Source organism: Flavimobilis marinus, from assembly GCF_900113055.1.
Classification (GTDB): domain Bacteria; phylum Actinomycetota; class Actinomycetes; order Actinomycetales; family Cellulomonadaceae; genus Flavimobilis; species Flavimobilis marinus.
On the sequence record NZ_FONZ01000002.1, the window covers coordinates 339,205 to 351,906 of the forward strand.

Genomic DNA, 12,702 nt, shown 5'->3' on the forward strand with positions numbered 1-12,702 from the left:
GCATCGCCAGCAGGTTCGCATCCAGCGGGCCAGCATCAGCCGCATCGACCGATCAGCGAGGACACCCCGCCATGAGCGAGCCCACGACGACCATCCCCCGCAGCGCCGAGACCATCGTGACCGGGCTCGCGCTGGCACTCGTGGCCGCGCCCGTCGTCGGGCTGCTCGGATGGGCGATGACCTCCGGGCTGTTCCTGATCATCGCCGCGATCATCTCGCTCGCCGGGACGGCCACCTTCCTGGTGGGCCTGTTCCGAGCGTTGCAGCGGTTCGACCGGCACACCGACCTGAGCGGCGCGGGCGAGCTCCCCGCACCAGCGGCCGGACCCCAGGGCCACCTCTCGAGCAGCGACCCGGCTGCGGCGGTCGTCCCCGGTGGCCGCTGGGGCATCGGCGCTCCCACCCCGTAGCCGGAGCGACCCCCGATGACCGGCTCGACCCCGCTCCCGGCCCTCGACCGCGCGGCTGCTGACGCGATGTGGTACGCGTACGCCGCGGCCCACCCGCGCGCCGTCGCTGCGTGCCCGGAGTACACCGTCGAGACCTTCGGCGACTCCGCCGAGCTCGCCGACGCGCTCCTCGCCGTCGTGCTCAGCGGGCGCAAGCGGGCGACCGCCGAGCTCGCCGGGGAGTTCGACGAGCTGCCGCGGATCGGCTCCCACTGGATCGCGTGCGACGGCCGGGGTGCGCCGCGCATCGTCCTCCGCAGCACCGAGCTCCGCCTCGCCCGGTTCGACGACGTCGACGCCGCCTTCGCCTACGACGAGGGCGAGGACGACCGGACGCTCGCGAGCTGGCGCACCGAGCACCGCCGCTACTGGGAGCGCACCTGCGCCGCGCGCGGTGCCACGTGGTCTCCCGACGACGAGATCGTGCTCGAACGGTTCACGGTGGTGTGGCCGCCCGAGCACGCCGACTGAGCTCGACCCTCAGCTCACGCCGGCGGCTTCCGTCGTCCGCGGGAACAGCTTCGCCAGCACGTCGGCGAGGGTGATCACGCCGCTGACGGTCGTGCCGTCGCTCACGATCGCGAGGTGGTTGCGCGTCTCGCGCATCGCGGCGAGCGCCGCATAGACCGGGGTCGAGGGTTCGAAGGCGAAGACCGGCCGCATCAGCTCGGCGACCGGCCGGTCGTCCGGCTGGTCCAGCGTGTCCCGGACGTGCGTGACGCCCACCACCTCGTCGCCGGCCCCCACGAGGATCCTCAGGTGCCCGGTGGCTCGCGTGGCTTGCTGGACGTCCGCCACGGTCGCGCCGACGGGCACGGCCGTGGGCCGCGTCCCCGGCTTGACGAGGTCCGCCACGGTGAGCGCCTGCAGGTCCAGCGCGCCCGAGAGCTGCGCCGAATAGCTGGCGTCGAGAGCGCCGACGCTCGCGGAGTGCTCGACGAGGTGGCGCAGGTCCTCGGGACGCTGCCCGGTCGCGAGCTGCTCGGTGGGCTCGACGCCAACCTTGCGCAGGCACACGTTGGCAAGGTTGTTCAGGCCGATCAGCAGCGGTCGGGTAAGGAACATGAAGCCGCGCATCGGGATCGCCAGCAGCGTCGCCGACGTCTCCGGGTGCGCGATGGCCCACGACTTCGGTGCCATCTCCCCCACCACGAGGTGCAGGAACGTCACGATCACCAGGGCGAGGACGAACCCGGCGACGTCGGCCGCCCACAGCGGCGCGCCCCAGTCCTCGAACAGGGGCGTCAGCCAGTGGTGGACCGCCGGCTTGGTGACAGCGCCGAGCGCGAGGGTGCACACGGTGATGCCGAGCTGGGATCCAGCCAGGAGCACGGTGAGCTCGGTCGAGCTGCGCAGCGCTGCACGCGCCGCGCGGCTCGTGGGAGCCGCGTCCTCCAGGCGGTGGCGCTTGGCCGCCAGCAGTGCGAACTCGACGGCGACGAAGAACGCGCTGAGCGCGATGAAGGCGACCGTCAGCGCGGCGACGACCCAGGGGTTGCTCATCGGTCCTCCTCCGTCGGGGTGGTGTGCGTCGGGGCGTCGGCTGCGTCGTCAGGCGCGCCGCCGTCGGCGTCCTCCGTGAGCGTGAGCCGGACCAGCGACGGGACGTGCCGGTCGACCTCGAGTACCTCGATCACGGCCCAGGTGATCACGGGCTCCTCGGCGCGGGCGAGGTCGGCGGGGTCCAGCGGGAGCTCGACGCGCACGCGGGCCCCGACGGCCGGGAACGCGCCGTACGTGTCGATGACGAGGCCCGCGATGGTCTCGTACTCGTCGCGCGGCAGATCGTGGTCGATCGCGCGCTCGACCTCGTCGATGTGCACGTCGCCGGCCATCACCCAGATGCCGTCGTCGTCCCGAGGAGGGACGGTCGGCGTCTCGGGGTCGTGCTCGTCGGTGATCTCGCCGACCAGCTCCTCGGCGAGGTCCTCGAGGGTCAGGACACCGGCGAAGCCGCCGTACTCGTCGATCACGCACGCCAGCCTGTTGCGGCTGGTCGTCAGCTCGCGCAGCGCATCGGGCAGCGCCATCGTCGTGGGCACCACCAGGGCCGGACGGAGGAACTGCGTCGTGACGCTCGTGCCCGGGAGCGCGGACGTGAGGATGTCTTCGAGGTGCACGACGCCCAGCACCTGGTCGTCATCGGTCAGGACCGGGTAGCGCGAGTGCCCCGTGGCCATCGTCTCCCTGACGTAGGCGAGCGTGTCGTCGTCACGCACGACGTCGACGCGGGCGCGCGGGATCATCGCGTGCTCGGCGTCCTGGTGGGGGAAGTCGAGGATCCGGTCGAGCAGGACCGACAGCTCGTCGGGCAGGTCACCGCTCTCGCGGGAGTCGGCCACGATGTGCTCGAGGTCGCGGGCCGTGGCCGAGTGCTCGACGTCGTGCACGGGCTCGATCCGCAGCGCCTTGAGCAGGAGGTTGGACGCATGGTCGAAGACCGTGATCAGCCAGCCGAAGACGGCGAGGTAGATCGTCGTCGAGCGCGCCAGCCACAGGGCGACAGGCTCCGGCCTGGCGATGGCGAGGTTCTTGGGGAACAGCTCACCGAACAGCATCTGGACGAACGTCGAGAACACCAGGGCGAGGACCGTGCCGACGGCCACCCCGACGGACTGCGGCACGCCGACACCACCGAGCGCCGTCCCGAGGGACTCGCCCACGAGCGGTTCGGCCACGTATCCGACCAGCAGGCCGGTGACCGTGATGCCGAGCTGCGCGCCCGACAGCATGAACGACGTCCGCTTCGTCACCGCCAGCGCTCGGCCCGCCCCGGGGTCCCCCGACGCGGCGCGAGCGCCGAGCCGTGAGCGGTCGACCGCCATGTATGCGAACTCTTGCGCGACGAAGTAGCCGGTCAGCGCGGTGATCAGGCCAATCACCACGATGCCGAGGAGAAGTGTCAGCACCCACACGAGAAGTTCGACCCCCTTGCGACTCCGAACGGTGGCACAAGGGGGTGACAACTATCTGCGTCCATCATCTCTCTCAGCAGTCGGGAAGCGTTCCGACAGCCTAACGCTGCGCCGGAGGCATGAGTTCCTGCGGCGCCAGAGGACTGTCCGCGTGACCGCGCAGCCGCTAGGGTCGGGCCATCCCGGGGGGCCGGCGGAACGGTGGTGGCTGATGAGTCTGGATGGCCGACGCGCGATCGGCGCGGGCGCGCTCGCGCTGATGCTCCTGACGGCGTGCGCGGGCGAGGGCGCGATCCCGGAGGGCTACAAGGACGCGCCCCGTACCGAGATCGACCTCTACGTGCACTGCGGCGTCCGCAGCCTGCACCACGGCGGACGCGAGTACGTCCCCGTCGACGGTCCGCTCACCTCGAAGCTCGACGACGCGAGCGGGGACGGCAGCCCGAGCGCCAGCGAGACGCCCGAGGGCGGCCTGGCCAACCCACCCGCAGGCTGGGACAACCCGAGTCAGGCAGGATGGGTGCGGGTGGACGGCGACCGTGCGCTCTTCACCGACGACCAGGGCCACGTGGTGGAGTTCCGGCTCCGCACGGCCGACGACGCGCCCGAGGAGCCGTGCCTGTAGCGTCACGGACCCGCCGCGGCACCGAGAGGACCCCATGACTTCCATGACGAACTGGTCCGGGACCGTGGCCTTCGGCGCCACCCGCGTCCATGCCCCGTCCACCGTCGACGAGCTGCGCGCGGTCGTCGCCGCGGCGCCGCGGATCCGGGCGCTCGGGACCGCGCACTCCTTCAGCCGGGTGGCTGACACCGACGGCGAGTTGGTCTCCGTCGCTGGGCTCCCCGAGACGATCGAGGTCGACGCCGTCGCCCGCACGGTCACCGTCGCCGCGGGCGTGCGGTACGGCGCGGTCGCCCAGGCGGTGCACGCCCACGGCCTCGCGCTCAAGAACATGGGGTCCCTGCCGCACATCAGCGTGGGCGGCGCCTGCGCCACGGGGACCCACGGCTCGGGACCGCGCAACGCCAACCTGGCGTCGTCCGTGCGCGCGGTCGAGCTCGTCACCGCCGACGGCACGCTGGCGCACCTGGCGCGCGACGCGGACCCGGACCGCTTCCCCGGGGCGGTCGTCGCGCTCGGGGCGCTGGGCGTGGTCGTGCGCCTCACGCTCGACCTGGTGCCGGCGTACGACCTGCGGCAGGTGGTCTACCTCGACCTCCCGCCGGAGCAGCTCACGCAGGACCGGCTCACCGAGGTGCTGGGCAGCGCGTACAGCACGAGCCTGTTCACCCGGTGGTTCGGTCCCGGGGTCGAGCAGGTGTGGCTCAAGCGGCGCGTCGACGGCGGCGCGGACGAGACCGGTCTGCCCACCGACGCACACGGCCGGTTCCCCGACACCTGGCGCGGCGCGCACCTCGCCGGCGACGCGGTGCACCCGCTGCCCAGCATGCCCGCGGAGAACTGCACGCAGCAGGGCGGCGTCGTCGGCCCCTTCCACGAGCGGCTGCCGCACTTCCGCCTCGAGTTCACCCCGAGCAGCGGGGACGAGATCCAAACCGAGTACCTCCTGCCCGCCGAGCACGCGGGCGCGGCCGTGGCGGCGCTCAGCGCCCTCGGTCACCGCATCGCGCCTGTGCTGCACGTCTCGGAGATCCGCACCGTGGCCGCGGACGACCTGTGGCTCAGCCCGAGCTACGAGCGGGACTCGGTCGCCCTGCACTTCACCTGGCTCAAGGACCCCGACGGCGTCACGGCGGTGCTGCCCGCGATCGAGGAAGCCCTGGCACCCTTCGCACCGCGTCCCCACTGGGGCAAGGTGTTCGCCATGGCGCCCGACGACGTCCGGGCGGCCTACCCGCGCGCCGACGACTTCCGCCGCCTCGCCGCCCAGATGGACCCCGACGGCAAGTTCCGCAACGACTTCCTCGACCGCTTCCTGCCGAGGATCTGAGCCGCGGCGCGGAGGACGGCCGGCCCTCCGGGGGACGAGGGCCGGCCGTCGGTCTCGCTACGACTGCGTCGGGTCGGCCCGCCGCGTGATGCGGACGTGCCAGTCCGTGGGGCCGTCGACGATCGTCTCGACGTCGATCGGGGCGCGCTGGGCCAGCTGCGCGAGCAGCGGCGCGGGCAGGTGCGGGGCGATGATCACGAGCGAGCCCCCGGCCGGGATCGAGTCGAACGCTCCGAAGACGGCGCCGTGGCGCACGGCGTGCGGGATCGTGCGGACGTCGAGGACCGGGGCGGCCTCGTCATGGCCGCCACAGCCGCAGCCGCCGCTGGCGGGCTCCGGGGCGGCGGGCAGGATCTCGATGGGCTGGCTCATGGGGTGCTCCTTGTGGGTGTGAGGGTGAGCTGACAGAGGGTGGGTTCGACGAACGGGAGGAGCTGGACATCCACGGAGGCGCCGTCGTCGGCGCGCGCAGCCACCGCGCGGGCGAGACCGAGGTGGATCTGGCACACGACCTGCTGGTTGCGGCGCGCGGCCGCGCGGAAGGGGCAGCCGCGCAGGTCCAGGCGATCACCCGCGGGCTCGGGCTCGAACCCGAGCCGCGTCAGCACGTGCGTCGTGAGCTCGAGCGCGTCGCCCGGCGGGACGTCGACACTGGCCCCCCAACGCTCACCGGCGCGACGTGCCTCGTCCGCGGGTGCCGGTCCCCCGGCCGCGGCGACGTCGGCGAGGGCGTCGATCATCTCCGAGCGCGCCGCGACCAGGTCCGCCTCGACCGAGCGGTAGCGCACCGCCGGACGGCCGCGCCGGCCGGAGCGCTCGACGCTGCGCCGGACGAGACCGGCGTGCTCGAGCTGCTCCAGGTGGAACCGCACCGTGGTCACATGCAGGCCGAGCCCGGCGGCGAGTTCGGCCGCCGAGGCGGCGTCCGGCGAGCCCTGGAGCAGCGCGAGCAGCGCACGGCGAGCGGGTGCAGCGAGCGCGCCGTGGCGCGCATCGTCTGTCCTGGACTCGATCACGTATTTGAGAGTATCAGCATCCTCTATATTGGCTCCATGACCACCACCCCCGTGCCCCGGCGGCGCAGCCGCGTACCGCGCGGGCGGCTGCTGCTCCTCGCGCTGGGCGGCGCCGCGATGCTCGCAGGGCTGGACGCGGCGCTGCTCCGGCTCGGGGCCGCCGCCCCTGTCCGGTCGGTCCCGCTCGCCTCCGTGCACGGGGTCCTCATGGTGTACGGGTTCCTCGGGACGGTGATCACCCTCGAGCGCGCCGTAGCGCTGCGGTCCGGCGGGTCGCGCCGGGACTCCTGGGCGTACCTCGCGCCCGCGGCGTGCGCCGCCGGGACGGTGCTCCTGCTCGCGCAGGTCGCCGGGCTGCCCGTCCCGGGCGGACGACTGGTCCCGGGGCTCGCCTGGATCCTGGGCCTGGGCGCGTTCGTCGCCGTCTACGTCGCGATCTGGCGCCGCCAGGCCGCTGCTGCCGTGCTCGTCCAGGCGCTCGGCGCCGTGTGCGGGCTCGCCGGCATCGCCCTGTGGACCCGCGGCCTCGACGTCGCCACGATCATGCCGTGGTGGGCGTGCCTGCTGGTCCTCACGGTGCTGGGCGAGCGCCTCGAGCTCGCGCGCCTCGCCTTCCTGGCGCGCGGCACCGAGACCCGTGTGGTCGCCGAGGTGTGCGCGGTGCTCGTCGCCCTCGTCGCGACGCTCCTCAGCCCCGCGTGGGGCTACCCGGCGCTCGGGCTGACCCTCGGCATCCTCGTGGTCGACATCGCGGTGCACGACGTCGCCCGGCGCACCGTCCGCGCCCCCGGCCTCACCCGCGTGATGGCAGTGAGCATGCTCGCCGGCTACGCCTGGGTGGTGGTGGCAGCGCTCGTGTGGATCCTCGGCGGCCCCGCGCTGTCCGGCTACCGCTACGACATCGTCATCCACGCCCTGACCATCGGGTTCGCCCTGTCGATGGTGATGGCGCACGCGCCCGTCGTCGTGCCCGCGATCGTGCGCCGCCCCCTGCCCTACCACCCCGTCATGTGGGTGGTCCTCGCGCTCCTGCACGGCGGGCTCGCGGTCCGCGCGCTCGGCGCGTCGTACGCGGCCGAGGGTGCGTGGCGACTGGGCGGCACCGTGAGCGTCGTCGCCGTGCTCGCCCTCCTGGGGACGGTGGTGGCACGCACGAGCGTCGGAGCCCGGCCGGGCCCCCGCGCGGTTCCGACGGAGCCGACGACGGCGGTCGTCTCGTGAGCAGCGGTGCCCGGCCGCGTCGGTTCCGCGCGGACCGGTTCACGACCGCGTGGATGCTGGTCGCCCTCGTCACGTCGGCTCTCACGGTCGTCGGGCGCAGCGCGATCCCGCAGCCCCTGTGGACGTCCGTGCACATCATCACGCTGGGCGTCCTCACCAGCTCCGTGCTCCAGTGGTCCTGGTACTTCGCCCGCGCGCTCCTGCACCTGCCGGCCGCGGACCGGCGCTCGGGACGCGACGCCCGCATCCGCATGGTCGCCTTCCACATCACCCTCGTCGGGCTCGTCGCCGCCATGTGGTCCGCCTCCGCCGTCGGGACCGTCGTCGGAGCCGGGGCGGTCGGTGCGATCGTCGCCTGGCACGGCCTCGCCCTGCTGCGCGCCGCACGGACCCGCCTGGGCAACCGGTTCGCGGTCACGGTGCGCTACTACATCGCCGCGGCCGCGTTCCTGGTGCTCGGCTGCGTGCTCGCGGGGTTCCTCACCGTGGCCATGTTCGCTGCGGGGGCGCCGTCGTGGCTGCTCGCCGCACGCGACGACCTCACTCTCGCGCACGCGGTCGTCAACGTGGCCGGGTGGCTCGGGCTGTCCATCTGCGGCACCCTCGTCACCCTCGCGCCGACGATGCTCCGGACGCGCATCGACCCCGCGGCGCTGGGCCACGCCGTCGGCGCGCTGCCCTGGGCCGTCGGCGGGATCCTCCTCGCGGCGGCGACGGCCGTCGTCGGGTGGACGCCGGGCGTGGGGCTGGGCCTCGGCGCGTTCGGCACCGCCGCGCTCGTCGGCGTCGGCGTGCCGCTCGCGCGCTCGGCCCGCCGCAGCGGGCCGTCGTCGTACGCGAGCTGGACCATGACGAGCGGCCTGGCGTGGTCCGCCGTCGCGCTCGTCGCGATCGTCGTCAACGCCGTGCTCGCGCCCGACGCCGCAGCGCTACGCACGACCAACCTGCCCTGGCTCGCCCTGCTCGGCGCCGGAGGGATCCTGCAGATCCTCGTCGGTGCTCTCACCTACCTCATGCCCGTGGTGATCGGCGGCGGACCGAGCGCCGTCCGCGCGGGCATGACCGTCCTGGAGACCGCGGGACCGGCGCGCGTCGCGCTCCGTGCCGCAGCACTCGCTCTGCTGACCATCGCGACGATCAGCGGGAGCGGGCCCATGCCCCTGTGGTGGGTCCCCGTCCTGCTCGCCTACGCGCTCGACGTCGTGCTGTTCGCGCGCGCGGGCGTCCGCCAGGCACGCCTGCGGGGCCGCGGGCCCGCCGTCCCCCCGCCCGTGCCGCTCACCCTCACCCCACCGCCCAGGAGCACTCCATGACGACGACGCCGCCCGAGCCCACCGCCCGGCGTCCCCTGCCGGGGCAGGAGGGCACCCCGGTCCAGCGGGCGGCCCTCGCCGTGATGGGCGTCGTCGCGGTGGTCGCCCTGAGCGTCGCAGCCGTCCTGGCCGACCCGGGCCTGGTTCCGGCGACCGATCCGGGAGCAGCCAGCAGCAGCGGCGCGGCCAGCCCGGGCGCGCCCGTCGCCCCCACCGGCCGCACCACGGAGGTGACCGTCACGGTCGACGGCATGGCCTTCACTCCCGCGCGGATCGAGGTCCCGCGCGGCGACGCGCTGCTGATCACCTTCACCAACACGGGTGACCAGCGGCACGACCTCGTCTTCGGCGACGCCCTCGGCACCCCGGCGATCGCCCCCGGCGCGAGCGCGACCGTCGACGTCGGCGTGGTCGGGGCGGACCTCGAGGGCTGGTGCTCGCTGCCCGGGCACCGGCAGATGGGCATGACCCTGCAGGTCGTGGCGACCGGCGCTGGCGCGCCCCCCTCCACCGCGGGCGCGCACGACGACCCCGCGCTCCCCGCGTCGCCCGTCCCGTCGGCGGCGGAGCTGCAGGCAGCGGCCGCGAGCGCCACGCCCCACCCCGCCGAGCTGCCCCCGCTGGACGACGCGACGGTACGCCGGTACACATTCACCGTGACCGAGGCGGTCCAGGAGGTCGCGCCCGGCGTCACCCGCGTCGTGTGGACGTACAACGGCTCCTCGCCTGGCCCGCTGCTGCACGGTCGGGTCGGTGACACGTTCGAGATCACCCTCGTCAACGAGGGCACCATGGGGCACTCGATCGACTTCCACGCCGGCGAGCTCGCTCCCGACGAGCCGATGCGCACGATCGAGCCCGGTGCGCGCCTGCAGTACACCTTCACGGCGGACCGCGCCGGAGTCTGGATGTACCACTGCTCGACGATGCCGATGTCCCAGCACATCGCCAACGGGATGTTCGGGGCCGTCGTGATCGAGCCGGCGAACCTCGACCCGGTGGACCGGCAGTTCGTCCTCGTGCAGAGCGAGCAGTACCTGGGCGCCGACGGCGGTCCGACGGACGCGACGAAGGCCGCCGCGGCGATCCCGGACATCGTCACCTTCAACGGCCGCGCGTTCCAGTACGACGCCCACCCGCTCACCGCGGCTGTGGGTGATCGCGTCCGGTTCTGGGTGCTCGACGCCGGGCCGAATGCGGCACTGTCCTTCCACGTGGTCGGCGGCCAGTTCGACACGGTGTGGACGGAGGGCGCCTACTCCGTCCGCGGGGGAACCGGCGCAGGCACCGCGGGCACCACCGGGGCCCAGACCTTGCCGCTGCTCGCGGCGCAGGGCGGGTTCGTCGAGCTGGCCCTGCGCGAGGCCGGGCACTACCCGTTCGTCAACCACCAGATGAGTCTCGCGGAGAAGGGCGCGCACGGGGTGCTCCTCGTGGAGCCCGCCGGCGCGAGCTAGTTGTCCTGAGCTGCGGCCGCGAAGAACCCGTGGGCGTCCGACCCGGTGGGCACGACGATCTCCGCCGGCGTGCTCCCGAGCCGCAGCTCCACCGACGTCGCTCCCGCGTAGCGCGGGTGGGGTCGCACCACCACCGCGTCGATCCTGCTCCAGGGGATCACCAGCCGGCCCGACGAGTGCTCCGGACCGCGGCCGCGGCGCAGCCAGTCGCGCCGGCTCACCACCTCGAGCACCGTCTCGCTGCCAGCCACCACAGCGCCCTGGAGAGTCATCGGGGAGACGAGGTGCGCGAGGCGCGCGACGACGCCGCTCGCCTCGGGACGCAGCCGGACACCCCGGCGCTCGTGCCAGGCCCACGCCCGCAGCTGCGGGTCGCGTCGGGTGATCTCACGGAAGTCGTTGACGAGCCCGACCTCGCGCTCGCTCATCGACGGCTCGCCGCCGGACGGGGCGCCGGTGCGCAACGCGTGCCCGGCTGTGCTCGGCGCGTCACCGGTCGTGGCCGCGCGCAGGGTCTCCACGAGTCGAGTGACAGCGGTGCGCGCCGACCCGTTGTAGGAGACGACGACGGGGTCCCCGTCGCGGGTCAGCACCGTGAGGCGCCCGTCGAGCAGGGACACGGCGTCCCGCAGCCCGGCGATGTCGGCGAACGCCACGGTCCGCGCTGCGTACCCCTCCCGCCCTGCGGCGTCCGCGGTGCGGCTGAGGACCGTGAAGCCGTCCACGGCGACGACGAGCAGGTGGTCGTAGAGGTTCATGTCCGGCGTCGCGTCGCGGCGAGGGATGTTGCGGGGCACCTTGAGGACGAGCGTCGCTGCGGCGAGGTCGAGGGGGTGCGGGCGGAACAGCGGTGGGACGTCGTCGGGCGCGCGGACCTCGTCGATCCACGGGCCGAAGGCATCGAACTCGGCGGTGCGGAGGAGACCGGTCGGAGTTGCAGCGTCGTCGCTCACCCCTCGAGCATACGCCCGGAGGGCGCCCGTCCGGCAGGCCCTCCGGCGTCCGCGTCGATAGGGTCGGACGCGCCAGCTGACCCGAGGAGAGGGGCGTCCTTCGTGACGTGGATCGATCATGCGCTGCTGTGGCACGTCTACCCGCTCGGCTTCGTGGGAGCGGAGCCCTCGGGGACCGGCGACGGCGTGCACCACCGGCTCGGCGGTCTCGAGCCGTGGCTCGACCACGCGATCGCGCTCGGCGCGTCCGGGATCCTGCTCGGCCCGGTGTTCGCGTCCTCGACGCACGGGTACGACACGGTCGACTACTTCCGCGTGGATCCGCGCCTGGGCGACGAGGACGACCTGGTCGCACTCTTCGCAGCAGCGCACGCCCGGAGGCTGCGGGTCGTCCTGGACGGGGTGTTCAACCACGTCGGGCAGGGATTCGAGCGGTTCACGACGGCGCTCGAGCAGGGCCCGGGCTCCCCCGCCGCCGACTGGTTCCACCTGCGCTGGCCCGACGACGGCGGCCCGGTCGAGCACGACGACTTCGAGGGGCACTCGGCGCTCGTCGCGCTCAACCACGACAACCCCGCGGTCGCGGACCACGTGGCGTCCGTCATGGAGTACTGGCTCGAGCGCGGCGCCGACGGCTGGCGGCTCGACGCCGCCTACGCGGTGCCGCCGTCGTTCTGGGCTCCCGTCCTCGAGCGCGTGCGCGCCGCCCACCCGGACGTGTACGTCGTCGGCGAGGTGATCCACGGCGACTACGCGGGGATCGTGCGCGAGTCCGGCATGGACGCCGTCACCCAGTACGAGCTGTGGAAGGCCGTGTGGAGCTCGCTGAACGACGCGAACGCCCACGAGCTCGCGCACGCCCTGGGGCGGCACGCGGAGTTCAGCGAGGCGTTCGTCCCGATGACGTTCCTCGGCAACCACGACGTCACCCGCATCGCCAGCAAGCTCGAGGAGCCGCGCCACCTGGCGCACGCACTGGCCGTCCTGCTCACGGTCGCGGGCACGCCGACCATCTACGCGGGCGACGAGCTCGGCTTCGAGGGCGTCAAGGAGGACCGCGCCGGAGGCGACGACGCGATCCGTCCGGCGTTCCCGGCCGATCCGGCGGACCTCGAGCCGGACGCGTCGGCGGTCTTCCGCCTGCACCAGGAGCTCGTCGGCCTGCGCCGCCGCCACCCGTGGCTGCGGACCTCGCGCACCGAGGTGCTCAGCGTGACCAACACGCTCCTCGTCTACCGGTCGTCACAGCGTGACGACACCGGCGCCGTCGTCGTCGCCCTGAGCACCGCCGACGAGCCGACGACGGCGGCGCTCCCGGGGCCGTGCACGGTCCTCGCGGGCAACGGCTGGGTCGAGGCCGACGGGTGGCGGGTCGGGCTGCCGACGCACGGCTGGGCGGTCCTCACGCTGCAGGCTGGCTGAC

The 12,702-nt window shown here is 73.8% G+C and carries 13 protein-coding genes; 8 read left to right on the forward strand and 5 right to left on the reverse strand.

The features are described from left to right. The first annotated feature begins 71 nt into the window (after positions 1–71). Both BMZ30_RS06600 and BMZ30_RS06605 read left to right on the forward strand, forming a co-directional pair. Entirely contained in the window at positions 72–410 is a 339-nt protein-coding gene (locus BMZ30_RS06600; RefSeq protein WP_093376389.1) for a hypothetical protein, read from the forward strand. 15 nt (positions 411–425) lie between these two features. Beyond that, the gene (locus BMZ30_RS06605; RefSeq protein ID WP_093376391.1) at positions 426–920 is read left to right on the forward strand and encodes an ASCH domain-containing protein; all 495 of its coding nucleotides are present in this window, start codon (positions 426–428) and stop codon (positions 918–920) included. A 9-nt stretch (positions 921–929) separates the two neighbouring features. Here BMZ30_RS06605 and BMZ30_RS06610 read toward each other — a convergent pair whose 3' ends face one another. After that, positions 930–1,952 (reverse strand): hemolysin family protein, encoded by a 1,023-nt coding sequence (locus BMZ30_RS06610; protein ID WP_093376393.1) that lies wholly within the window; start codon positions 1,950–1,952, stop codon positions 930–932. Then, positions 1,949–3,364 (reverse strand): hemolysin family protein, encoded by a 1,416-nt coding sequence (locus BMZ30_RS06615; protein WP_093376395.1) that lies wholly within the window; start codon positions 3,362–3,364, stop codon positions 1,949–1,951. The genes BMZ30_RS06610 and BMZ30_RS06615 overlap by 4 nt, the downstream gene beginning before the upstream one ends. Before the next feature lie 211 nt (positions 3,365–3,575). Between BMZ30_RS06615 and BMZ30_RS06620 the strand changes: the two genes are divergently transcribed. Together BMZ30_RS06620 and BMZ30_RS06625 are read left to right on the forward strand one after the other, a co-directional pair. Next, entirely contained in the window at positions 3,576–3,989 is a 414-nt protein-coding gene (locus BMZ30_RS06620) for a hypothetical protein (protein ID WP_093376398.1), read from the forward strand. Positions 3,990–4,023: 34 nt separating this feature from the next. Next, positions 4,024–5,319 carry an FAD-binding protein gene (locus BMZ30_RS06625; protein ID WP_093376400.1) on the forward strand — a complete coding sequence of 432 codons (1,296 nt, stop codon included), beginning with the start codon at positions 4,024–4,026 and terminating at the stop codon, positions 5,317–5,319. Between the two features lie 57 nt (positions 5,320–5,376). On the opposite strand, the gene BMZ30_RS06630 is transcribed toward BMZ30_RS06625, so the two are convergent. Further along, a complete protein-coding gene (locus tag BMZ30_RS06630; protein ID WP_093376401.1) occupies positions 5,377–5,691 on the reverse strand; it encodes a DUF2249 domain-containing protein in 315 nt (104 codons plus the stop codon). Beyond that, on the reverse strand, positions 5,688–6,335 hold the full coding sequence (locus BMZ30_RS06635; RefSeq protein WP_177191300.1) for a helix-turn-helix transcriptional regulator: 648 nt from the start codon (positions 6,333–6,335) through the stop codon (positions 5,688–5,690). The genes BMZ30_RS06630 and BMZ30_RS06635 overlap by 4 nt, the downstream gene beginning before the upstream one ends. Before the next feature lie 36 nt (positions 6,336–6,371). Between BMZ30_RS06635 and BMZ30_RS13490 the strand changes: the two genes are divergently transcribed. Genes BMZ30_RS13490 through BMZ30_RS06645 form a run of 3 tightly spaced genes read left to right on the forward strand, consistent with a single transcriptional unit; the run spans position 6,372 to position 10,326 of the window. Further along, positions 6,372–7,556, forward strand: a complete 1,185-nt coding sequence (locus BMZ30_RS13490; protein ID WP_177191301.1) for a hypothetical protein — start codon at positions 6,372–6,374, stop codon at positions 7,554–7,556. Continuing rightward, positions 7,553–8,869, forward strand: coding sequence for a hypothetical protein (locus BMZ30_RS06640; RefSeq protein ID WP_177191302.1), 1,317 nt, complete (start codon positions 7,553–7,555; stop codon positions 8,867–8,869). Before BMZ30_RS13490 ends, BMZ30_RS06640 begins: the two co-directional genes overlap by 4 nt. After that, complete coding sequence (locus BMZ30_RS06645) at positions 8,866–10,326, forward strand: multicopper oxidase domain-containing protein (RefSeq protein WP_093376406.1); 1,461 nt, start codon at positions 8,866–8,868, stop codon at positions 10,324–10,326. The genes BMZ30_RS06640 and BMZ30_RS06645 overlap by 4 nt, the downstream gene beginning before the upstream one ends. Here BMZ30_RS06645 and BMZ30_RS06650 read toward each other — a convergent pair. Continuing rightward, complete coding sequence (locus BMZ30_RS06650) at positions 10,323–11,279, reverse strand: hypothetical protein (protein ID WP_093376408.1); 957 nt, start codon at positions 11,277–11,279, stop codon at positions 10,323–10,325. The genes BMZ30_RS06645 and BMZ30_RS06650 overlap by 4 nt on opposite strands. A 102-nt stretch (positions 11,280–11,381) precedes the next feature. Between BMZ30_RS06650 and BMZ30_RS06655 the strand changes: the two genes are divergently transcribed. Further along, the gene (locus BMZ30_RS06655) at positions 11,382–12,701 is read left to right on the forward strand and encodes an alpha-amylase family protein (RefSeq protein ID WP_219810198.1); all 1,320 of its coding nucleotides are present in this window, start codon (positions 11,382–11,384) and stop codon (positions 12,699–12,701) included. The last annotated feature ends 1 nt before the right edge of the window (position 12,702 follow it).

Excerpts from the sequence above, each read along its gene's own strand:
- BMZ30_RS06620 (WP_093376398.1), top strand. The coding sequence starts at position 3,576 with ATGAGTCTGGATGGCCGACGCGCGATCGGCGCGGGCGCGCTCGCGCTG.
- BMZ30_RS06610 (WP_093376393.1), bottom strand. The coding sequence starts at position 1,952 with ATGAGCAACCCCTGGGTCGTCGCCGCGCTGACGGTCGCCTTCATCGCG.
- BMZ30_RS06625 (WP_093376400.1), top strand. The coding sequence starts at position 4,024 with ATGACTTCCATGACGAACTGGTCCGGGACCGTGGCCTTCGGCGCCACC.
- BMZ30_RS06630 (WP_093376401.1), bottom strand. The coding sequence starts at position 5,691 with ATGAGCCAGCCCATCGAGATCCTGCCCGCCGCCCCGGAGCCCGCCAGC.
- BMZ30_RS06645 (WP_093376406.1), top strand. The coding sequence starts at position 8,866 with ATGACGACGACGCCGCCCGAGCCCACCGCCCGGCGTCCCCTGCCGGGG.
- BMZ30_RS06605 (WP_093376391.1), top strand. The coding sequence starts at position 426 with ATGACCGGCTCGACCCCGCTCCCGGCCCTCGACCGCGCGGCTGCTGAC.
- BMZ30_RS06600 (WP_093376389.1), top strand. The coding sequence starts at position 72 with ATGAGCGAGCCCACGACGACCATCCCCCGCAGCGCCGAGACCATCGTG.
- BMZ30_RS13490 (WP_177191301.1), top strand. The coding sequence starts at position 6,372 with ATGACCACCACCCCCGTGCCCCGGCGGCGCAGCCGCGTACCGCGCGGG.